This window comes from Mesorhizobium sp. BH1-1-5, from assembly GCF_020165615.1.
GTDB lineage: Bacteria > Pseudomonadota > Alphaproteobacteria > Rhizobiales > Rhizobiaceae > Mesorhizobium.
This window is the reverse complement of record NZ_JAIUIM010000004.1, coordinates 96,959-117,652: the sequence shown is the minus strand read 5'-3', so window position 1 is coordinate 117,652 and position 20,694 is coordinate 96,959. Positions and strand designations below refer to the sequence as shown.

Below are 20,694 nucleotides of genomic sequence, written 5' to 3'. Positions count from 1 at the left end.
GGTCACACCTCGATGTCGCGGGCTTCGAGCAGCGCGCGCACCAGCGTTCGCTTGCCGAGTTCGATCTTGAATGCGTTGTGCTGGCGCGGTTGTGCTTCGGCGAAGGCCGCATCCGCCGCAACTCCTGCCGATGTCTCGTCCAGCTTCTTGCCTTGCAGGGCTTCTTCGGCCGCCCGGGCGCGCCAAGGTACCGTCGCCACGCCGCCCAACGCGATGCGCGCTTCACGAACATTGTCGCCGTCGAGGTCGAGCGCAACGGCGGCTGAAGCCAGCGCAAAGGCATAGGATTCACGGTCGCGGATCTTCAGATAGAGCGAGCGTCGCGCCCACTCTATCGCAGGCACTTCGATGGCGCTGACGATCTCGTCGGCGGCGAGGTCGGTCTCGATATGAGGCGTGTCGCCAGGCTGCCGATGCAACTTCGCGAATGGTATCTTTCGTGCGCCGCGCGAGCCTTCGGCATGAAGGACGGCATCGAGCGCGATCAGCGCCTGGGCGAAATCGCCGTGATAGGTGGCGATGCAGGCATCACTGCCCCCCAGCACCGCGTGCTGCCGATTGAACCCTTCCATTGCCGCGCAACCCGAACCGGGCATGCGCTTGTTACAGTGCCAGGACGTCTCGCGAAAATATTCGCAGCGCGTGCGCTGTAGGATATTGCCGGCGAGACTCGCCATGTTGCGGATCTGGCCGCTGGCGGCAAGCCGCAGGCTGTCGGCAATGACCGGATAGCGGCGCTTGACCTCCGCGTGGTCGGAGGCTTCCCCCATCCGCACCAGGGCGCCGAAGCGGATACCGTCATCGGTGACCCGGATTTGCCTGAGACCAGGGTCCTCGAGCCGGTTGAGATCGAGCAGCCGGCTTGGCTCGGCAACGCCGAGCTTCATATAGTCGGCAAGATTGGTGCCGCCGCCGATGAACTGCGCATTTGCGCGTGTCGGTTGGTCGTCCTTGGTGGTGAAGCGTGAGGCGATCGCGACCGCAGCGGAAATGTCGGTCGGCTGTTCGTAGATGAAGGGTCGCATGTCAGGCTCCCTTCGTCTCGTCGCGTGCCTGCAGGACAGCGGCGACGATGTTGGGATAGGCGGCGCAGCGGCAGATGTTGCCACTCATATATTCGCGGATGTCAGCTTCGGATCCCGCGTGGCCCTCATTGACGCAGCCGATCGCCGATAGGATTTGGCCCGGGGTGCAGTAGCCGCACTGGAACGCATCATGGTCGATGAAAGCCTGCTGCATCGGATGCAGCTTGCCATCGCTGGAAGCGAGCCCTTCGACTGTTGTGATGTCCTTGCCTTCGTTCATCACGGCGAAGCTCAGGCAAGACAGCACACGCTTGCCGTCGACAAGCACCGTGCAGGCGCCGCATTGGCCGTGGTCGCAGCCCTTCTTGGTGCCGGTGAGCCCGACGTGATCGCGAAGCGCATCGAGCAGGCTGGTTCTGGTATCGAACGAAAGCTGATGGGCCTGCTTGTTTATGCGCAGCGAGGTCACAACCGGCTGCCTCAGTTTCGGCTGGACCGTTTCCCGCGCCTCAGCCTGCGCGGGCGGAGCAAGCACCGGCGCGACTGCAGCCGCCGAGACCGTGGCTGCCATGAAGTTTCTTCGGCTGATACCGTTGCTGGGGAGGACTGTGGGTTGGGACATGGCTCGCTCCTGGCTGGGCTCGTCCGGGCGCTAACCTTTCAGCCTTTGCATTGTTCCCAGCCCACGACCGGGAAGCTTCACCAAAGCGTGAGCGGCAGTGCTGTGAGCTGCAACCTCACGAAGCTTCCGGCAACCGGCTGGAACATGCGGCGCAGCCACGAGTTCTGATATAATCAACCTCCGTCGGCAGGGTGTCATGAAATCGAAGCTGGTTGCTGAAACCTCCGGGCAAAGAATATTCGTGGTCGTGCTCGATCCGGGCGAGGAAGCCTTTGCGTCGCTTACCGGCTTCGCCGGGCAAAAGGGGATTACCGGCGCCTCGTTGACAGCGATCGGCGCTTTCGAGAAGGCTAAGGTCGGCTGGTTCGATTTCAGCTCGAAATCCTACCGCAATATCCCGGTCGACGAACAATGCGAAGTGCTGAGCGCGATCGGCGACATTGCCATCGACGACAGCGGCAAGCCAAGCCTGCATTTGCACGCGGTGCTAGGCCTAAGCGACGGATCGACCCGAGGCGGGCATCTGCTCGAAGGCATAGTGAAGCCGACACTCGAAGTCACCGTGACGGAATCGCCTGTGCATTTGCGGCGCACGAAACGACGAGCCCTCGGCATCGCGTTGATCGAGCTTGACGCCTGACATCCTGTTTTACCGAAACCGCAGCTTCGATAAGGCGTTCAAACTCGATGGAAGAACCGGACGTGTTTATGCCAAACGCAGCCGTCGAGCGAAATGGCGGGTGTCTGTGCGGAAACATCCGCTACCGCCTGACCGGCGAACCGCGCGTGCATTATTGCCACTGCGATATGTGCCGCCGTGCGACCGGGAGTGCCTTCGCTGTATTAGCCTGGGTGCCTGTGGCCGGCCTCTCCTGGCTGACCACGGAACCAACCTATCGCCGGTCCTCGCCAATCGCCCGGAGAAGCTTCTGTCAATCCTGCGGTACACCGCTTACCCACGCCTACGACGCGAATCCGCACGAGGTCGCGCTGCATATCGGGAGCTTCGACGAGCCGGCCGAGCTTGAGCCACGACATAATTATGGCTCCTCCCAGCGGCTCGCTTGGGTTTGCTGCGGCATTGACCTGCCGCACCATGACACGGAAGAACGATGGTAGGGACGAAAAGGAACGACTTTCCGTTACCCTTGGACACGCAACCGATGGAGGCGCGATCCGCTGACGTGTTGCCGGAGGGAGATGGTTCTTGGCAATACGAGCCGAAATGGGATGGCTTCCGCTGCCTTGCCTTCAAAGACGACAAGGCGGTCGACCTCAGGGCGAAATCCGGAAAGCCGCTTGGTCGCTACTTTCCCGAATTGATGGCGACGATTCAAAGCCTCGACGCCGAGGATTTCGTCGCCGACGGCGAGATCGTCATCGAGATCGACGGTGGTGCTTCCTTCGACGCGTTGCAAATGCGGCTGCACCCGGCCGAGAGCCGCATCCGCAAGCTGAGCCTGGAGACGCCGGCGCAGTTGATCCTGTTCGACATGCTCGTCGCCCCAGGCGGCAAGACCATGTTCGATCGATCTTTGAGCGATCGGCGCAAGGCTTTGGAGGCTTTTCTGGCTAAGGCGTCCCACGGCGGGCTTCGGCTCTCGCCATCCACCACGAACGTCGCCACGGCTACGCAATGGCTGCGAGGCGCTGGTCATGGCTCGACCGATGGTGTCGTCGCCAAGAGGCTCGACGAGCCTTATCGTCCGGGCGAGCGCGCGATGGTCAAGGTCAAACGGCTGCGCACAGCCGATTGCGTGGTCGGCGGCTTCCGCTATCTGAACGGCAAGCGGCAAGTCGGATCACTGCTGCTGGGCCTCTACAATGACAATGAGCAGCTCGATCATGTCGGCTTTACATCCACCATATCCAACGATGACCGCGCGGCGCTCACGACGAAGCTCGAGGCGTTGCGCGGAGGGTCGGGCTTCACCGGCAAGGCCCCCGGCGGACCTAGCCGCTGGAGCACCGAGCGCAGCGGTGAATGGGAGCCGGTAAAGCCGGAACTCGTGGTGGAGGTTCGTTTCGATCATGTCACTGGCGATCGCTTCCGGCATGGCACAAGGTTGCTGCGTTGGCGGCCGGACAAGGCGCCGCGCCAATGCACGTTCGAGCAGATCGAGTAGCCCGATCTGCCAGGCGTAAGCCTGGAAGTTCAGGCCTTGAACGCGAAGAGGCTTCCATCCGTATCCTCCCTGCCGGCGATGGAAGCCGAGACGATCTCGGACGCGATCTGTGAAAAAGTAATCCCGTTTCCGCCGTAGCCCATCACCGCCTGCACGCGCGGATGTCCCGGCAGGGTGCCTATGATGGGCAGTCCGGTGCCCGTGGCTCCGAAGGAACCGCTCCAGGCGAATTCAGCCGCCGTGTCGAGCTGCGGAAAGATGCTCGCGAGCTTTTTTTCCAGTCGATCCGTCTTCTGCGCGGTCAAGGCGTCCCGCCGTTCCTCGTCGGTGAACTCCTCATCTTCGCCGCCGCAGATCACGCGGCCGTCGGATGTGGCACGGACATAAAGGTAAGGATCTGACGCCTCCCACAACATGGCGGCGAGCGGCCAGAGTTTTTTCGGCTGTGGCCGCGTCGCGATCGCCCATGTCGAGATGATGCGATGGCCGGTACTCGGCACGATATCGAGCAGTTCGTATCCGGTTGCGAGAACAAGATGGTGGGCCTTAATCATAGGGCCATCCCGGGTCGCCACCGTCACGCCGAGCCGATTGCCCTCGATCGCAGTCGCTTCCGCCGGCGCATGGAAACGCGCCTTGCGTTGCAGGGCCGCGCTCAGCAGTCCGGACGTCAATTTGCGCGGATCGAGCGCCAGATTGCCATGGCTCAGAATTGCTGCGGCGCGGTCGATCCCAAAAGTCTCTCTCAGCGGTTGGCGTGTCAGGATGGACGCTCCAATGCCCGCGTCGCGACGTGCTTGCGCCTCGCGGCGCAGGTCCGACGCATCGAGCCGATTGCCGGCAAGATAAAGCGACGGCGTGCCTGCCGCCCGACAGCTGATATTGAGTTCCGCGATGCGTCCGCGCAGGTTGAGCAACGACAGTCGTGAGCGCCGCCAAGCTTGCCGAGCGGCATCGCCTCCGATCATATTGGACAGCGTTATGAGCGGCTGGTCGATCTCGAACTGGACGAGCGCCGTCGTGGCCGCCGTGGAACCTTTCAGCGGCCCGCGCCTGTCGATGCAAATCACGGAATGGCCATCGCGGGTCAGCGCCTCGGCCATCATGGCGCCGCTGATGCCCATGCCGACGATCAGGACGTCGGTCTTTACATCTCGGGTCAGACGATCCGCCGGCACCGCGGATGAGCGATAGGCAGACCAGACAGGTGTGCCGCTTCTGAGATCGAGTTTGCGAAGCATGAAAGTTCCCGGTTCCGCACGATAAGTCGCAACGCGCCATGCCGTTCCCCCCACCGATGGCATTGGCAATCCATGGCACGGTCGGAACAACTTTTCCCGCGCGAGGTTCTCCAGTCGAGGCTCAACATTGGAGAAGACCATGGACCCGCAAGACAGGAAGCGGCCTGAAAAGCCCGAGGAAACTGAAGCTCCGACCATCGAGCAACAGGATTGGGACGATCTCGAGGGCGGCAGAATCCTGCCCGACAGCGTCGCGGTGAACGGCGACCCGAAGAACGATGCCGAACCGGAGGGAGACCTTCCGGAAGAAGACGATGACAACCCGTTCCAGGAAAGCGACGAAGCTCTTCCAGACGATGAGGAAGAACGCGTTTTGTCGCGCGATCCATCCCGGGAAGGCAGCCGGTTTGACGAGATTTAGGGGCGACAGTGGTTCGGCGGCGTGCCGCATACACTTCTGCCTGTAGGTCCAAAGCGGCGCGGACTGGAGATGGGGACCAACAGTATAAAGTGGATCGAGCATAACTTGCCGCGAACGGCATCATTCGCTTAAGGCGAAGCGGGCGGCGAAGGCGGCGTCCGCGGCTGGTCGCCACCTGTACTAGACTGGGGCGTTGGATTCCTATCCACTTGGGTACTTTGATCTGCCGGCTGGCCGTTCACAGTGTCTGTCTTGGACATTGCCGGATCCGATGACGTGTCGGAAGCTGGGGCAGTTGAGTTCTGGCTGGGTTGCTGCGTCGACGGTGATTTAGCCTGTTCCCCATACAATTCAGCGATGCCCCACGCGACGCCGGCCAAAAGCAATCCTCCGATGAGGATGTAAAGCACGTGCGTGCCGGTTCTGCCTTGTCGAGCTTTGTTCGTCGGGACTTCGTTGGCCATCTCGGGTGCCTGCTACGGGGGTTACCTGATGGAACAACATGCTGGCCAAGCGCAGGTTCCACTGCAGGGTTCTCCTGCACGGCAACGGGGTTGCTCACCAACCGCAGCCGCCCACTTTTTGAGGTGATCTGCAGCAGCCTGGAACATAAAAGTCACCTGAAGGTTCGCCTTGGGAACGGCGTTTGCCGTAATCAACCCCATGGAGTTTTGTGATGGCCAATACCCCTTCGAAAGATCATCGCATTTCGGACAAGGAAGCTCTGCGGATAGCCGAGCAAACCGACGTTTCCCCGAAACAGGCAAAAGACCTGGCCAAAGAACATGGGAAAGCGAAGGCCAAGGATGAAGCCCGGAAAACCAAGGACGAAGGCTGAGTGCTGACGTATCAAGCGTTTCAAATCTAGCGATCGTAATAGCTCGTCACGAAGCCGGCGCCGCCGCGGTCACCCGCCATACCGTGTTGCCGACATCGTCGGCAATCAGCAGCGCGCCGGATTTATCGACGGCTACGCCGACGGGACGGCCCCTCGCCTCGCCCTTGTCGTTGAGGAAGCCGGTGACGACGTCCTGCGCCATGCCGTTCGGATGCCCGCCACTGAACGGCACGAAGACCACTTTGTAACCGTTGAAGCGGGAGCGGTCCCAACTGCCATGCTCGCCGACAAAGGCGCCGCCGCGATAGGATTGCGGCAGGTTGCTTGCGGTGTAGAAGGCAAGCCCGAGCGGCGCGACATGCGAGCTCAGCGCGTAGTCCGGCGGAATGGCCTTCGCCACCATGTCCGGCCGCTGCGGCATCACGCGCGGATCGACATGCTGGCCATAATAGCTGTAGGGCCAGCCATAGAAGGCGCCGTCCTTCACCGAGGTCATGTAGTCCGGCACAAGGTTCGGCCCGAGCTCGTCGCGCTCGTTGACCACCGTCCAGAGCGCCTTGCTTTCCGGTTCGAACGATAGCCCGTTCGGGTTGCGCAGCCCGCTGGCGAAAATCCGCGAGCGGCCAGTGGCGCGGTCGACCTCCCAGATCGCGGCGCGGTCCTTTTCGGCCTGGATGCCGTTCTCGGTGATGTTGCTGTTCGAGCCGACGCCGACATAGAGCAGCGAACCGTCAGGGCTAGCCACCAGGCTCTTCGTCCAGTGATGATCGATCGGCCCGCCTGGCAGCTGCGTCAGCACCGTGCCGGGCGCCGTGATCTTGGTGTCGCCCGGCTGGTAGGGATAGCGCATGATCGCGTCCGTGTTGGCGACATAGAGATCGTTGCCGACCAGCGCCACGCCGAAGGGCGAGTTGAGATGGTCGAGGAACACGCCCTGGTAGTCCGGCTTGCCGTCGCCATTGGTGTCGCGCAACAGCGTGATGCGGTTGCTCGGCCCGGTGTCGCCGCCGGAGGTGACCCAGCCTTCCACCCAACCCATGACGACGTCCTTGGGCCGCTTGACCGATGCTTCGGTCGGCGCCTTCGACTCCACCACCAGGATGTCGCCATTGGGCAGCACGTAAAGCGAGCGCGGGTGCTGAAGCCCCTTGGCCATCGCCTCGATCTGCAGGCCTTGCGCAACAGTCGGCTTTTCGTCGTTTTTCCAGCCGACCACCGAGGCCAGATGCATCGGCGGGAACAGGTACTGGTTTATCTCCGGCAGCTTCGGATTGGGACCGATCTGGGTGTTCGGGTCGGTGTTGTCGTCGCTGCAGCCGGCAACGCCCAGGGCCATTGCACAGCAAAGCGCCGCCGTCGTCCTTCTTATCGCGCTATCAAACCGTCTCATCGGCCACTCCTACGTGATGCCGGTAGACCAGTGCCCAGCCGAGCCAGCCGGTGAAGATCAGGATGATCACCACCAGCGCCGACAGGATCAGTCCGGTCGGCACGACGGACGTCCATGCATCGCGCGTGTGGATCAGCATGTTGAAGAAGGACAGAACGAGCACCACGAGGTTGCCGGCCATGTGCAGCCACGCAGTGGGCTGGTCTCGTATCTTGCGGCCGCCTAGAAAGTCGGTAAGCCCCGCTATGGCGGCCAGGATGCCGACGATGACGCCAACGGTGAGGAGCCAGGCCGAGAAATTGGCCCAGGTCATTTCGGCTGTTCGCCAGTAGGCGATATCGGTGAGCAAGGCCCCGACGAAACAGGCGATCGGGATGGTGACGAGCATTGGGTGTATAGGATGGCCGGCTATGCTGGCCGTGGATCGCGGATTGTCCATGGGATGCTCCTTTCCGCGCTGCTGGTGGAAATCCAACAGGGCGAAAAGGCGAATGTTCCACCAAATTGATTCGGTCACCGGAAGGTGATCGCGCAGGCGGCGCTGCTATTTGCTCCGTTTCGTTTTCACGGCATCGCGCAGTCCGCGTCTATCGGGATCTTTCAGGTTTTCACCCGCAGCATCGCGATCCTTGTCCGGATTGTCTTGCGCGGGCAGATAGCCGGGCGGCCGATTTTCGGGCGGACCTTCCCAGCGCGGCTTTTGCTCGGTGGTGCCGGGAGCACCGTTGCGTCGCGAAGCCATACTGGCCTCCTCACCTTTAGGCATTTTTGCGTGGCGAGCATTGACCTCTCGCGTCGCTTCATATTCAGCCAACCAACCAGCGACCAGACGGTTCCACGCGAGGTCGCAGTAATCGTCCCGCAAGCCCTAGCCGAGAGGCGCCGACGCGACTGCTCTTGGTGACGCCCATCCTCGACGAGGGCGGAAAAATTGTGGCGATCGCGCCTATCAGCGTTGAAGAAACCGAACACCCACATCCGTTCAGCCGACGGCCGGCTGCGCCAGGGAACAGGCGGCCCAGCGCCTTATCTAGGTCTCGGCCCTATCCGGCTGATATCGACAGCATCCGGCAAATGCGGGTGCTTCGTCGCCTTGATTGACGACGTGGTGGTGGCATCTGGTGGCAACAGGATCACCATCTTTCCCAGATGGTGCTGCGGCCAGATCGGTTCACTGGCGAAATACGAAAACGACCCAGATTGCGCATGCTAGGAGAAGGATAGCAAAAGAGGTTTGCAATCAATTCCCCCGAATGCATGCGGCTGCACTTTCTTAAAAACAAGCACCCGCCACCACCTGCGAAGCGGGTGCTTGCAATCGTGACCGGCAATGAAGGGACTCGTTACTCGCCGGTCTCGGGATCAAATGAGACCGGCGTCAGATTGTTTCAGCTGCCGGACTAATACGCTACGAGATGCGACCTAAGTCGCAATTGGGTTGAGGTTCAGAATTCTGGCGGTGATATCAGCGTAAGCGCAGCAGCACTTTCGCCTCGCGAACGAGCGAGGCCACATTGAGCACCCGGCAGCATAGCGACTTCAATCGCTTGTTTCTCAGTTATGCCGATCTCCCGAACCCAACCGCTGGACAGCACCTTTGCGCGAGATCACGAGGCGCTCAGATGTCATGGGACAATCCTCGATCTGGCGAAACCACCTAGTCGGAGTTTGTTCGAAACCACCTAGTCGGAGTTTGTTCCGAGGGACTATCGCATGTTATTGCATGCATACTAGCAGATGCGCATCGTTCTATCGTCGTTCGCCTTCGCATGGCACGCGAACGTTTGGTAGCCAACTTTGATGCTCCCGCCATATTGAGGGAGAAAATCGCTGTCGGAAATCCCGAGATATCTCGACCACATGCTCGAATGCCCGTACTGCCTTACAATAAGGCTGCGGATTCCGGCGAATGCCGTTCCGTCCACGAAAATCACGTGCACCGACTGCGGCCGGTATCTCGGCACATGGGATGAACTGCAAACCGACTTTGAACAACAAGGCGGCCAGAACGGCGTCTTTCGCCTTGATAAGGGTCGTATCGAGCGCGTTGAATAAATCCTAGCTGACCGGCCCTGTCCTGTTCCATTGGAAGAACGCGGCAACCTGGCCGATGACCGGAACATAGTGGCACCGGAAAGGTTGGGGCTTAAAGCGATAACCACCGAGTCCCGCCATGCAGCCCTCCACCTCCGACCATGTTGAAATCCGCAAGTACGATCACCCGACCGGAGGCTGGGGATCCCTCAAATCATTGATCCGCAAAGCGCGCGGCGAAGGCCTGCTGATGTCGGGCATTTGGAACACGCTGCTCAAGCAGAACAAGGCCGACGGCTATATGTGTGTCTCCTGCTCCTGGGCAAAGCCTGCCCAGCCGCGTCCTTTCGAATTCTGCGAGAACGGCGCCAAGGCCACGATCTGGGACCAGACGAAACGGCGCTGCGGTCCGGAGTTCTTCGCGGTCCATCCCGTGAACGAGTTGCTCGACTGGCCCGATCATGATCTCGAAAAACAGGGCCGGCTGATTGAGCCAATGCGCTACAACGAGGTCACCGACAAATACGAGCCGGTGTCGTGGGAAGCCGCGTTCCGCGATATAGGCGAAGAACTCCGGAAGCTCGATCCGAAATCGGTGGTGTTCTACACCTCGGGCCGCGCCTCGCTCGAGGCGTCGTTCATGTATCAGCTGTTCGCGCGAATCTACGGCTCGGGCAATCTGCCGGACTCCTCCAACATGTGCCACGAGTCGACCTCGGTCGGCCTGCCCGAGTCCATCGGCTCGCCGGTCGGAACCGTGCAGTTGGAGGACTTCAGCCATTGCGACCTGATGTTCTTCTTCGGCCACAACACCGGCGTGAGCGCGCCACGATTGCTTCACCCGATCGAGGAGGCGCGCCAGCGCGGCATACCCGTCATCACTTTCAACCCATTGCCGGAGCGCGGCCTGAAGCGCTTCAAAAATCCGCAGAGTCCGGTCGAGATGCTATCGCCGGGCGCCGGCACTAGGATGTCCAGCGATTTCTTCCAGATCCGCGGCGGCGGCGACATCGCCGCCATGACCGGCATTGCGAAAGCCGTTCTGGCGCTCGATGACGCGGCGAAGAAGGCCGGCGCACAGCGCGTTCTCGACACGGCCTTCATAGAGGAACACACGCATGGTTTCGATGAGTTCGAAGCCTATCTGCGGCGCACATCTTGGGAAAAGATCGAAGCGCGCTCGGGCATCGCGCGCGCCGATCTCGAGCATGTGGCGGACGTTTACAGCAAAGCGTCGGCGGTCATCGGCAATTACGGCATGGGCCTGACACAGCACCGGCACGGGACGGAGAACGTCCATATGCTTTGCAACCTGCTGCTGATGCGCGGCAATATCGGCAAACCGGGCGCCGGCGTGTCTCCGCTTCGCGGCCATTCCAATGTCCAGGGCCAACGCACCGTCGGCATCTCCGAAAAACCCGAGCTGGTGCCGCTCGACAAATTCGCCGAATTCTACCAGTTCGATCCGCCGCGCGAGAAAGGCCGCGACACCGTCGAGACATGCGAAGGCGTGATCGACGGCTCGGTCAAGGCCTTCATCGGGCTGGGCGGAAATTTCGTGCGCGCCGTTCCCGAGACCGGTCTTGTCGAAGACGCTTGGCGGCATCTGAGATTGCATGTCCAGATCGCCACGAAGCTGAACCGCAGTCACCTGATACCGGGAGCCGTCACCTATCTGCTGCCCTGCCTCTCACGGATCGAAAAAGATTTGCAGGCTGCTGGAGAGCAGCATGTCTCGATGGAGGATTCCACCGCCTGCATCCATGGTTCCTTTGGCTATCGTCCGCCGGCGGGCGCCAACCTGCTCTCCGAGCCGCGCATAGTTGCCGAGCTTGCCAAGGCGACGGTCGCGGGGAGAAGCTCAATTCCGTGGGATGAATGGGTGGCAGACTATGCGCGCGTGCGCGACGAGATCGAGCGCTGCTTCCCCGACCATTTCAAGGATTTCAACAAACGCTTCCTGATGCCGGGCGGATTTCATCGCGACATCAAGGCCTCGAAGCGAGTGTGGCAGACGCCGAACAAGAAGGCGAACTTCAAACCGCCGACGATGCTGGAGACGGATCCCGATATCAATGTTTCGCGATCGGACGTGCTGACATTGATTACCGTTCGCTCGAACGATCAGTTCAACACTACGATCTACGGCTATCGTGACCGGCTGCGCGGCATCAATGGAACGCGGATGGTGCTGCTCATGAACGCGCACGATATCGAGCGGCTAGGACTGCAAGACGGCGAGGAGATCGATCTGGAATCCGCCGCAGACGACGGCGTCGAGCGCCGTGTCCGCGGGCTGCGCGTGACGCCCTACTCAATTCCGTGCGGAGATTGCGCAGGTTATTACCCTGAGCTCAATCCGCTTATTCCACTATGGCACCGAGCCGAAAAGGCACATGTGCCGGCAGCAAAGTCGGTGCCGGTCCGCATCGTGACGCATGGCTGAGGCTGGCTGGTGAAATGACTGACGCACGACGCCCGGCCTGCGAGTTTGCCCGAGATACAGGAACGCAGGCCGGGCCGGGCCTAAGTGAGGGCACAAAGGCCTAGTAATTTTGCTACACGTTCGACGGCGCCGCCTTAACATAGGTTGTTGATGGAGACGGCAATTGAGCGCTTCTGTTGGGCGAAATGGTCAGCGGCAAAGCGATCATGCGTTCGGAACGCACCAAACGTTTTCGCAAACCGGTTATCGTGCAGCCAGGCCGGGTCGATCGTGATCGGGTTGTGGTCAGCGTGCTGGACGCAGCCGAGGTGCTTCTGCACACTTGGCCGAAGCCGGAGTCCAGCGCGCGACATCATGCAATTAAGGCATGTTTGTCGGTTTTGCGGGACGGCAAGCCGCCCCGGGTGGCGCGTGAGGCCTTTGTTGCCGCCGCAAAGGATGCAAGGATTTTCCTAGGCGACAAGGCTTGACGCTATTTCCTGCGGGCTCCTTGCCGAGCGCCTTGTGCAGTGTGCCAAGGCGGACAAAGGCTAGTGTCACCCCGATCCGATCCAGCAACAGTCGGGACTGCCGCAGCAAATGTGGCTCCCGGCGATGGCCGAGCCGGTTTCGCCGATCAGACGCTCCGCGCGTCGGCGGGCTTGGAGAAGATTTCAGATCACTTTGGTTGCGACGCGAGCGCAGACCGTCCATGATGCCGAACAGCGGGGCAAGCCGGATGTTCCACAAGCAACCGGACGAGTCCGGCAAATAGCGGACTAAGATGTCAGTGGCCAGTCTTCGCATTCGGCGCGTGTACGGGCTTGCTTTCCGGAGAGCCGCGCTCTCTCAGCCAAATTGCCAGCAGTACAAGGACTCCCGTCGACAGAAATTCGCTTTGCCAGTTCTGGAAGCTTTCGAACCAAAACTGCCCTGAAATGAGATGCGCCAGAATGGTCTCCGCCGGCTGGTGGTGCTGAGCAGCCTGCTCCGCGGCGTGACGTGTGCTTTGCCAAAGATGGAACACGAATGTAGCGACAAAAATCAGGAAGAGCGCGGTGCCTAGCGAATGTGAATAGAGCCAAAGAATGGCTCCGCCACGCCTTACCGGCCAAGGTGCATTCGGGTCTGCGCGATGATCGGCGAGATTCTTGTCTTCCGGCGAATCCGCATCCGGGTCCTTGGACTCGGCCGAGCCGCGCTGCACCAGATAGGCGGTGAGAAAAACATAGGCCCATTTCTCCAGGAACTCGCTCTCCCAATTCTCGAAAACACTCTCCAGAAACTCGCCCGAGACGAGAAAGGACGTAAAGGACTGGCTTGCCAGGCCATGCATCGTTCTGTCTTGCTGGTCGGCGAAATAGCCCGACACGGCCTGACCTATCAAACATGCCAGGAAGATTGAGAAGACAACGATGAGCAGGCCGTTGTTCCGAAAGAAACGCATTGTCGGTATCTCCTTGGTCTTCGCCCCGGCCCGCGCTTCAAGCGTCGGTGGCCCCCGCCTCCCTTTCCAACTCATCCAATTTCAACTTTAATCTCTTTCGGGTCGGCATGCTCAAGTCCGATGACATCATTCCTGGTCTCCTCCAGTCCAACGATGATTTCATCAAGCTTCGCATGGATGGCGGCAGTCTCGCGATAGCCCTGAAGGAGCACGACTCCCGTGATGGCGATTGCGACAACGGATAGCGCTTAGGTCACCGTATCGGTCAGGCTGAAAGGACCAGGGCCGTACAGGCAACCATTGCGGCCACGACCCGTAAAAACCCGGCGGCCGGGGTAGAAAATCGGCGACATTTGACAAACCCGGATGATCGAGTGGCTTTCATGCAACAGGGCTATGACGGTTCCAGCCCGCATATCATTTGTTAAGGAAATGCCGCAGAGCGGATGCAGCAATAAGGTATCCAGGGGTGCAAGCCGCTGGATAGGCCCGGCCCGCAAATCCTGTGTCACCTTGATAAGCAGGCTGGGCCGCTGCGGTTCCGGAGTGTGCCATGCATATACCGCCCAAGGAGTTCATCGGCCCTGATGATATGGCCATGCTTGCGCGGGTATTGAAAAAGCTCCTCCCAGCCGACGCCGACACTGCGGAACGGGAATGGTTAGGAACGGTCCTCATTGCTGCCTTCAAAGCCGGGGCAACGACCGAGAGGGATCTGGCCAACAAAGTTAACGAGACTGGGCGGCGATAACGCGATACTCAACGGGCGCGCCGACGAAACCTACTGGAAATGGCACAGCGCTACGTCCGCGAAGGCGAGGCGTTGATCGCCCGCCAGCGCCGCCTCATTGAGAGGTTGGCGCGAGAGCGCGAACGCTCCTTTGCCCGCAATTATCATTTGATAATTCCGCCGCCCTAACACCTGTTAACGGCTAGCGTTTTTCACGCCTTTCTTCGGCTCGTCGTCCTTCGGCGGCTTAGTCGTGGAAGTAGGTGCGGGATAGAATTAACGTATAGATAACTCTTTGGATTCGTTATCGCATTACCCGTTTGTCAAATATATAATCGCTAGAAAATCGGCAGTACCAAAAAGGAACGATCGAAGGCTTGGAGCTTCCTCGGCATGTTTTTGCCGACATCCTCAACGCAATAGAGGATCGCATCAACAAAAGATGGCTGCGCCACCTGAAGGTCGTGGTTTCCGTCGGCCGTTAGGTCCGGCGGCCCTGGATCGGAGGCAGGCAAACGACCTGCGTCCGCTTCGGTCAATTGAGCATGACGTTGAACTTTCCGAGCCGGGCCACGTTGATGTAGCCGCAACAGATAGGCGCGGACGATGAAACCGATTGGCGATTGGAAGGATGCGTATGATCCCCAGACGTTCGCCGACAAATACGACCTCACTCTAAAGCAGGCCAAGGCGATCATTAGTTCCAACGGACCATCCAGGCATGGCTGTGACGTCGGCGCCGTGGCATTCATCAGGGCTCTTGCGATGCGTAACGATAGGCAGCTGACGCGCCACCGCCCGCAAACCTAGATCTGCGATCCCGGGCTAGTCGCCGTCGTGGCCTTGATGGCCTTGGCCTCTCTGACGAGGGAAGCCCAATTGAGGCCGAGCAAATAGATCAACTCCAGCGCCTCGGCTTTCGTGATGCCAGTCGTTTCCACGAGTTGGCGGACGTAATCGTCCAATTGCGGGCTATGGCCATTTTCCATCGAACCGCCCCTTCAAGCGGTAAACGATTCACATATGTTAACGTTCCAAAGGATGTGGCAGGTGCGGTGGATTTATTCCCGCTCCGGCAGCACTTTCGCAATCGCGCCAACAATCTGCCGAAGTTGCACCGGCTTTTGCAGCCGCTCGATATGGCTGAATCGTTCCGGCACTATCTCCTGATCGTAGCCGGTGATGAAGACGAAAGCGACGCCGAGGTCGGAAAGCATGTCGGCCAGCTTGAACAATGGGCCAGAGCCCAGATTGATATCCAGCACCGCTGCATCCGAGCGGCGGACCGCGATTTCGGCTCGCGCCGCTTCTTCCGAGGGGAACGGACCGAAGACTTCGGCGCCGGCGCCCTGCAAGGCCCGCGACGCGTCGGTGGCGATGTAATATTCATCTTCCACGACCAGCACGACGCGGCCGCTGAGGTCAGGTTCTCCGGTCATATCCAGTGCTCCTCCAAACACCGTGGCGCGCTGCGGCGCGTCTGTCTCCAATATGCTTGCCCCTTCCTTGAGGGGGAAATCCAGATGGCAGTTGGCCCCACCGGCGCCGATCAGAAAGCTGCCCTCGCCGCCGAGCTCGTAAGGAATGCGGCCTTCGATCAACTCGCTGCCGAAACCGCGCCGGCGCGGCTTGCCGTTTTCCGCCCTCGGGCGCGCCGGCGCCCAACGGGCGTAGCGCGTCGCTTAATTTCAGCAGGAACGCCTTCCGGGTCTTCGCCAGCACTGAGGCTGATCTCCGCGCGTTTCGTCTCGGTAATGTCCCATGTAAAACCGATGATCCGGAAGTCACCGGTGACTGGGTCGCGGGTCGGGGCGGCGCGCTCTTGTATCCAGCGAATCTCGTCGTCGTCCCCGGACTGATGATGCGAACTTCGGTATGGCACCCCGTGCGGCTCTTGCGCGCCGCGTCCACCATTTCACGTGCCAGTCGCGGTCGTCTGGATGAAGGAGGACAAAGCTTTCCGCTGCGCTGTGCCAGGTCTCGCCCGGATTGAGCCCATCGAGTTCGGCGAGGGAATTGGAGCGTCGGGCCCGATCGGTCGCCGCGTCCCATCCCAGTACTCCGTCCGGCCAGCCTCCAGTGCGCGTCGCAGGCGCTCCTCTGCTTCCCCCGGGAGAGGCTTCCGCCTTTTCAAGGCGATGTCTCAGCGCCTCGACGGTTTGGTCGGTATCCATCTCGCACTGGCGCACAAATTGACTGGTTGCCAATCACGCCGCGTAGGCGTGGCGAAGCCAGTGGACGCGAAGGAATATGACGCAATCGCTTCGTCGCTCAATGGCGACGCATCGAGAGCCGCCATGGCTATCCATCTCCACGCGGCGTGTCGCTCAAAACCTTCTTGACGGCCTCGATCAAAGCCGGCGGACACGTTTCGCCCTCGTGCAGATCTTCGTGGAGCGACCGCACGATATCCTCGACCGACAAAGCGGGGTCGGATTGCAGCGGCTGACGCGCGACGGCCTTGATGTCGGCGAAATCATAGGGGTTGGGGGCGGAGATCATTTTTGTTCTTCTTGTCGTTCGATTGAGCGCTTCAGCGCGATCCCAGGTGCCCTTTCAGCCGGTCCACCGGTGGCACGAAGACATCTGCGCCTTGTGAGGAGTCCCGACAATAACGCAGGTTAAAGCGACTCTGTTCGGCTTTCTATAAATCTCCCCCCTGGCTTAAGAAACGGTGGCAACCAAAAGAGCCGGAGGGCCCGCCTAACTCTACCCCCAGGCGTGGCGGGCCCTTTCTCCTCACCGGTCAAGGTCGGCACCTATCGTGAAAAGAATCTTAGCCTTGCATCTCATGGGTTAATGCATGGCCGCGAAACTTAGCGCAATCATCCCTTGCAAGACCAAAAAGGCGCGGCTTAGGGAGGTTGCGGCGTGATCAAATATCATCCTGTACGACTGAACGAACTCATCGATCACTATATGGAAACGCGTTCCACGAAACGCTCGCCGGTATCGGTCGCCGCAGCCACCAAGGCCCTGATGACCGTCATGCCGGATTGCTCGGTCGAAGGCCCGCAATTGAGCAACATGATTGCAAGGTCGGCCGTCAGGCACGGCCATGCCGTCAGCTTCGACCTGAAATGCCTCTGACAGACAGCCAGGAAATCCTTCACTCATGTGAAGGCGCCGACAAGAGCTGACGCGTCCAGGGGGCGGCGCGCTAGCTCGTTCGTATCGTAGGGTTTTTCAAAGATGGCGATGCCGGCGAAGCGCGCCGGGATCGTCTTCGCACCGTAGCCTGTGGCAAAGACGAACGGAATGTTGTGCATCACCAGTTCATCGGCCACCGCAAAGTCGGCACCGGCCTCGACATAGATATCGACCACGGCGGCTTCGATGCCCGCTTCGACGATAGTCTGCAAGGCCGATGTCCTGTTCCCCACCGGCCCTACGGCCGTAAGCCCAAGCGCCGTCAGCGCTTGCGTGATATCATTCGCCAGAAAGTACTCGTCTTCCACGATCAGAACACGAGCGCCCGCGACCTTCTCGTCCATGGCATGCCTCGCGAAGGCTGCCATTCGAAGCGTCCCGCAACGGGCGACATTAACATAGGTAAGGTTGCGGCCGGACCTTTGTGTGTATCACCGGGCAAGAGGACAAGGATGAGGCGACCTCTGATTCGCAAGCTCGAGAAATTCACGCGGCTTTCGCAAGCCGACAAGAACATGCTTGCCAAGATCGGAGGCCAGCGCGTTCGCCGCTTCAGCGCGCGCGAGGACATCATCCATGAAGGCGAGAAGCCGGAGTACATCAACCTGATCAACGAAGGCTGGGCCTGCCGCTATAAGACACTGGAAGACGGCCGCCGACAGATCATTGCGTTCTTCCTGCCCGGCGATCTTTGCGATCTCAACGTGTTCATCCTGAAAGAGATGGATCATTCGATCGGCGCCGTCACGCCGGTGGTGATCTCGGAGATATCGCGCACGGCCTTCGACGAGATGATGATGGGCCATCCACGCATCACCCAGGCACTGTGGTGGGAATCGCTTGTGGCGGCCGCCATCCAGCGCGAATGGACCGTCAATCTCGGTCAGCGCGATGCGTTGGAGCGGATGGCGCATCTGTTGTGCGAATTGTTCATCCGACTCGAGGCCGCCGGCTGCACCAGCGATTCCAGTTGCGAGTTTCCGCTGACGCAAACCGAACTCGGCGACACGCTCGGCATGTCCACCGTCCACGTAAACCGCACATTGCAGGAATTGCGCGCCTCGAACCTCATTGTGCTGAAGGACCGGACATTGACCATTCCGAACCTGAAGGCCCTGCAGAGCGTCGCGCTATTCAATGCCAATTATCTGCACCTGGACCATGAAGGCACGCATCTCGACGCCAATGAGGAGTAATGTCCAAGAGCCCTCCCAATGAAAGCCTGGAACGCCGCCTGAGCGAGGTAGAGGCGGCGCTTCGCCACCGCGCAAGCGCCGAGACCCGATTGCGCGAGAGCGAGGAGGGCCTGCGCGACTTCGGTGACGCTGCATCGGACGTGCTGTGGGTCCGCAATGCCCGGACGCTGCAATGGGAATATCTGACGGCGGCCTTCGACTCGATTTACGGGATGAGCCGCGAAAAGGCGTTGGCCGGCGACAATTTCACCACCTGGCTGGAGCTGATCGTGCCGGAAGATCGCGAGCATGTGCAGGCCGCGATCGAGCGCATACGCAAGGGCGAGCGCGCAACCTTCGAATATCGCATCTGCCGGCCGCTGGATGGCGAGATACGCTGGCTGCGCGACGCCGATTTCCCCATGCTGGACGACGCAGGCAAGGTCGCTCATATCGGGGGGATCGGCCAGGACATTACGGACCTGAAGCGTCAGCTGGCGAGGTTCGCCGAGCTGCAGCATCACACGCGCAACACGCTTGCGGTGATCCGCTCCATCGTGCGCCACACGATGGAAAAGAGCGACAGCCTGGAAGAAGCCGCCGCGCATCTGGAAGGACGCATCAATGCCTTTGCTCGCGTGCAGGCGGCGGTCACGCGCCACCCGTCGCTCGACATCAATCTGGCGTCAATCGTGGCGGAGGAGTTGCGCGCCGCCGGTGGCCGCGAAGGCGATAATCTGACCATCAACGGCCCTGCCCTGCCGCTGACCCCCAAGGCGGCCGAGACGTTCGGGCTGGTCGTCCACGAGCTTGCTACAAACGCTTTGAAATACGGAGCGCTTTCCGGCCGCGCCGGCCGCATCGAGATCGAGTGGCGCCTAGGAGACGATACGCTCCACTTCATCTGGGCCGAGCACGGCGTGCCCGATTTGCAGCCGGTCGAGCACCACGGCTTTGGTTTCGAGGTGCTGGAGCGGACTTTGCCCTACGAACTTGGGGCAATCGTGGATCTGCAGACCGCCCCAAGTGGTCTAAGCTTCACCGCTGCCATACCGCTTTGGGCCATTATCAACCGCTAGCATAGCAAAGGCTCGTGCAACATATAGCTTCGCTCGGAGGCGCCCTTAAGAAAGTTCAGCCGGCTCGCGAAAAGCGGGCCTCGTCCTCGTCCCTTTGCCTGCCGCCAAGCGCCGCCGCAACCGCCGCGATGAAGGCGCCGATCACCAGCGACAAAGCTCCGACCAGTGCAGTTGTAGCACTTACCTTGCGCGCCTTGTCGGCGGCCGCCTTGGCTTTATTCTTGGCATCGTCGATCCGCGCCAAGACTTCGTCGACCCGCTTCTGTGCGTCGGCTTGTGGAAGGCTCGTCCGCGACGCCACGAGACGAACGAGATAGGCCTTGTCGTCCGCGCTCATTTCGCCGTTCGCCGCACTGACTGTCAGTATACGCGTCGCCTGCCCAGCCGCATCGGCATTGTTCTGAGACGTACCAGCTGCGGGCGGTGTTGCAGCGGATGCGTCGGTCGGCCGGAACAATGAGTCGACGAAGTAGCCAGACAAGTCATTGGCGGATGGCGATGGCGCCGATGAGGCCTGCGCAGTTGCACCGGCGGCGGCGCCGCTCAGCAAGGCCGTCGTGGCCTTAGCGCCCGTCCCGACGATTCCGGAGATGGCCGAACCAAGGACAGTGGCCACCAGCAGGGTGGCCAAGGCCCAGGCCAGGAAGCCATGCGCAGTATCGCGGAAATACACCTCATCGGTATGGACGTTGACCCATTTGGTGCGAAGCCGCCCGGCAATGTAGCCGCCAAGCGCGGATGACAGCCACTGAACGATGACAAGCCAGATGGCCGTCGAGACCGCAAATGTCGTCAGCGAGGCACTCCCCCATGGCGACATCATCGTCAGGCCAAGGCCTGAACCGACGAGCATGAGGATGACGGTCAAAGTGGCCGCCGCGAAGGCGCCCGCCACGATAGGCCCCCAGCTGACGGCGGAAGACGTTGTTTCGATTGCCGCGGGTTCGCCGACTGCGGAAAAAGCGTTCGTCATTTGCCCGCTCCTAACGCG

The 20,694-nt window shown here is 60.6% G+C and carries 23 protein-coding genes and 1 pseudogene; 10 read left to right on the top strand and 14 right to left on the bottom strand.

Annotated features, from left to right (window positions below):
- Positions 1-2: 2 nt before the first annotated feature.
- The gene (locus LB572_RS06885) at positions 3-1,025 is read right to left on the bottom strand and encodes an FAD binding domain-containing protein (RefSeq protein ID WP_224667196.1); all 1,023 of its coding nucleotides are present in this window, start codon (positions 1,023-1,025) and stop codon (positions 3-5) included.
- Position 1,026: 1 nt separating this feature from the next.
- A complete protein-coding gene (locus LB572_RS06880) occupies positions 1,027-1,596 on the bottom strand; it encodes a (2Fe-2S)-binding protein (RefSeq protein WP_224667195.1) in 570 nt (189 codons plus the stop codon).
- 247 nt (positions 1,597-1,843) lie between these two features.
- Here LB572_RS06880 and LB572_RS06875 point away from each other — a divergent pair, with 247 nt between their 5' ends.
- Genes LB572_RS06875 through LB572_RS06865 form a run of 3 tightly spaced genes read left to right on the top strand, consistent with a single transcriptional unit; the run spans position 1,844 to position 3,773 of the window.
- A complete protein-coding gene (locus LB572_RS06875) occupies positions 1,844-2,287 on the top strand; it encodes a PPC domain-containing DNA-binding protein (RefSeq protein ID WP_224667194.1) in 444 nt (147 codons plus the stop codon).
- A 47-nt stretch (positions 2,288-2,334) separates the two neighbouring features.
- Positions 2,335-2,766, top strand: a complete 432-nt coding sequence (locus LB572_RS34685) for a GFA family protein (protein WP_412033541.1) — start codon at positions 2,335-2,337, stop codon at positions 2,764-2,766.
- Positions 2,760-3,773 carry an ATP-dependent DNA ligase gene (locus LB572_RS06865; protein ID WP_224667193.1) on the top strand — a complete coding sequence of 338 codons (1,014 nt, stop codon included), beginning with the start codon at positions 2,760-2,762 and terminating at the stop codon, positions 3,771-3,773. The genes LB572_RS34685 and LB572_RS06865 overlap by 7 nt, the downstream gene beginning before the upstream one ends.
- A 29-nt stretch (positions 3,774-3,802) precedes the next feature.
- On the opposite strand, the gene LB572_RS06860 is transcribed toward LB572_RS06865, so the two are convergent.
- On the bottom strand, positions 3,803-5,014 hold the full coding sequence (locus tag LB572_RS06860) for an NAD(P)/FAD-dependent oxidoreductase (protein WP_224667192.1): 1,212 nt from the start codon (positions 5,012-5,014) through the stop codon (positions 3,803-3,805).
- A gap of 139 nt (positions 5,015-5,153) precedes the next feature.
- Here LB572_RS06860 and LB572_RS06855 point away from each other — a divergent pair, with 139 nt between their 5' ends.
- On the top strand, positions 5,154-5,435 hold the full coding sequence (locus tag LB572_RS06855) for a hypothetical protein (protein ID WP_140802854.1): 282 nt from the start codon (positions 5,154-5,156) through the stop codon (positions 5,433-5,435).
- 676 nt (positions 5,436-6,111) lie between these two features.
- A complete protein-coding gene (locus LB572_RS06850; protein WP_181179270.1) occupies positions 6,112-6,273 on the top strand; it encodes a hypothetical protein in 162 nt (53 codons plus the stop codon).
- 46 nt (positions 6,274-6,319) lie between these two features.
- Here the strand turns inward: LB572_RS06850 and LB572_RS06845 are convergent, their stop codons facing one another.
- The 3 genes from LB572_RS06845 to LB572_RS06835 form a co-directional block, all read right to left on the bottom strand.
- Positions 6,320-7,663, bottom strand: a complete 1,344-nt coding sequence (locus tag LB572_RS06845; protein ID WP_224667191.1) for a PQQ-dependent sugar dehydrogenase — start codon at positions 7,661-7,663, stop codon at positions 6,320-6,322.
- Positions 7,650-8,102 carry a DUF2231 domain-containing protein gene (locus tag LB572_RS06840; RefSeq protein ID WP_224667190.1) on the bottom strand — a complete coding sequence of 151 codons (453 nt, stop codon included), beginning with the start codon at positions 8,100-8,102 and terminating at the stop codon, positions 7,650-7,652. Before LB572_RS06840 ends, LB572_RS06845 begins: the two co-directional genes overlap by 14 nt.
- Positions 8,103-8,207: 105 nt before the next feature.
- The gene (locus tag LB572_RS06835; RefSeq protein ID WP_140802893.1) at positions 8,208-8,405 is read right to left on the bottom strand and encodes a hypothetical protein; all 198 of its coding nucleotides are present in this window, start codon (positions 8,403-8,405) and stop codon (positions 8,208-8,210) included.
- A 1,431-nt stretch (positions 8,406-9,836) separates the two neighbouring features.
- On the opposite strand from LB572_RS06835, the gene LB572_RS06830 reads away from it, so the two are divergent.
- Together LB572_RS06830 and LB572_RS06825 are read left to right on the top strand one after the other, a co-directional pair.
- Positions 9,837-12,143 (top strand): FdhF/YdeP family oxidoreductase, encoded by a 2,307-nt coding sequence (locus LB572_RS06830; protein ID WP_224667189.1) that lies wholly within the window; start codon positions 9,837-9,839, stop codon positions 12,141-12,143.
- 185 nt (positions 12,144-12,328) lie between these two features.
- Positions 12,329-12,613 (top strand): DUF982 domain-containing protein, encoded by a 285-nt coding sequence (locus tag LB572_RS06825; protein WP_224667336.1) that lies wholly within the window; start codon positions 12,329-12,331, stop codon positions 12,611-12,613.
- A 296-nt stretch (positions 12,614-12,909) separates the two neighbouring features.
- Here the strand turns inward: LB572_RS06825 and LB572_RS06820 are convergent, their stop codons facing one another.
- From LB572_RS06820 to LB572_RS06795, 6 genes and pseudogenes are all read right to left on the bottom strand, one after another.
- Positions 12,910-13,569 (bottom strand): DUF6766 family protein, encoded by a 660-nt coding sequence (locus LB572_RS06820; RefSeq protein ID WP_224667188.1) that lies wholly within the window; start codon positions 13,567-13,569, stop codon positions 12,910-12,912.
- Between the two features lie 71 nt (positions 13,570-13,640).
- Positions 13,641-13,929 (bottom strand): annotated as a pseudogene (locus tag LB572_RS06815) (hypothetical protein).
- A gap of 708 nt (positions 13,930-14,637) precedes the next feature.
- Positions 14,638-15,006, bottom strand: a complete 369-nt coding sequence (locus LB572_RS06810) for a hypothetical protein (RefSeq protein ID WP_224667187.1) — start codon at positions 15,004-15,006, stop codon at positions 14,638-14,640.
- A 99-nt stretch (positions 15,007-15,105) separates the two neighbouring features.
- Positions 15,106-15,288, bottom strand: coding sequence for a hypothetical protein (locus LB572_RS06805; protein WP_140802862.1), 183 nt, complete (start codon positions 15,286-15,288; stop codon positions 15,106-15,108).
- Positions 15,289-15,360: 72 nt separating this feature from the next.
- The gene (locus tag LB572_RS06800; RefSeq protein ID WP_224667186.1) at positions 15,361-15,900 is read right to left on the bottom strand and encodes a hypothetical protein; all 540 of its coding nucleotides are present in this window, start codon (positions 15,898-15,900) and stop codon (positions 15,361-15,363) included.
- A 700-nt stretch (positions 15,901-16,600) separates the two neighbouring features.
- Entirely contained in the window at positions 16,601-16,801 is a 201-nt protein-coding gene (locus tag LB572_RS06795) for a hypothetical protein (protein ID WP_224667185.1), read from the bottom strand.
- A 369-nt stretch (positions 16,802-17,170) separates the two neighbouring features.
- On the opposite strand from LB572_RS06795, the gene LB572_RS06790 reads away from it, so the two are divergent.
- Positions 17,171-17,389, top strand: a complete 219-nt coding sequence (locus LB572_RS06790; RefSeq protein WP_140802864.1) for a hypothetical protein — start codon at positions 17,171-17,173, stop codon at positions 17,387-17,389.
- 23 nt (positions 17,390-17,412) lie between these two features.
- Here LB572_RS06790 and LB572_RS06785 read toward each other — a convergent pair whose 3' ends face one another.
- Positions 17,413-17,793 (bottom strand): response regulator, encoded by a 381-nt coding sequence (locus LB572_RS06785; protein ID WP_224667184.1) that lies wholly within the window; start codon positions 17,791-17,793, stop codon positions 17,413-17,415.
- 108 nt (positions 17,794-17,901) lie between these two features.
- Here LB572_RS06785 and LB572_RS06780 point away from each other — a divergent pair, with 108 nt between their 5' ends.
- Both LB572_RS06780 and LB572_RS06775 read left to right on the top strand, forming a co-directional pair.
- Complete coding sequence (locus LB572_RS06780; RefSeq protein ID WP_181179274.1) at positions 17,902-18,645, top strand: Crp/Fnr family transcriptional regulator; 744 nt, start codon at positions 17,902-17,904, stop codon at positions 18,643-18,645.
- 89 nt (positions 18,646-18,734) lie between these two features.
- Positions 18,735-19,703 (top strand): sensor histidine kinase, encoded by a 969-nt coding sequence (locus LB572_RS06775; RefSeq protein ID WP_224667183.1) that lies wholly within the window; start codon positions 18,735-18,737, stop codon positions 19,701-19,703.
- A gap of 55 nt (positions 19,704-19,758) precedes the next feature.
- Here the strand turns inward: LB572_RS06775 and LB572_RS06770 are convergent, their stop codons facing one another.
- A complete protein-coding gene (locus LB572_RS06770) occupies positions 19,759-20,676 on the bottom strand; it encodes a hypothetical protein (RefSeq protein WP_224667182.1) in 918 nt (305 codons plus the stop codon).
- Positions 20,677-20,694: the final 18 nt, after the last annotated feature.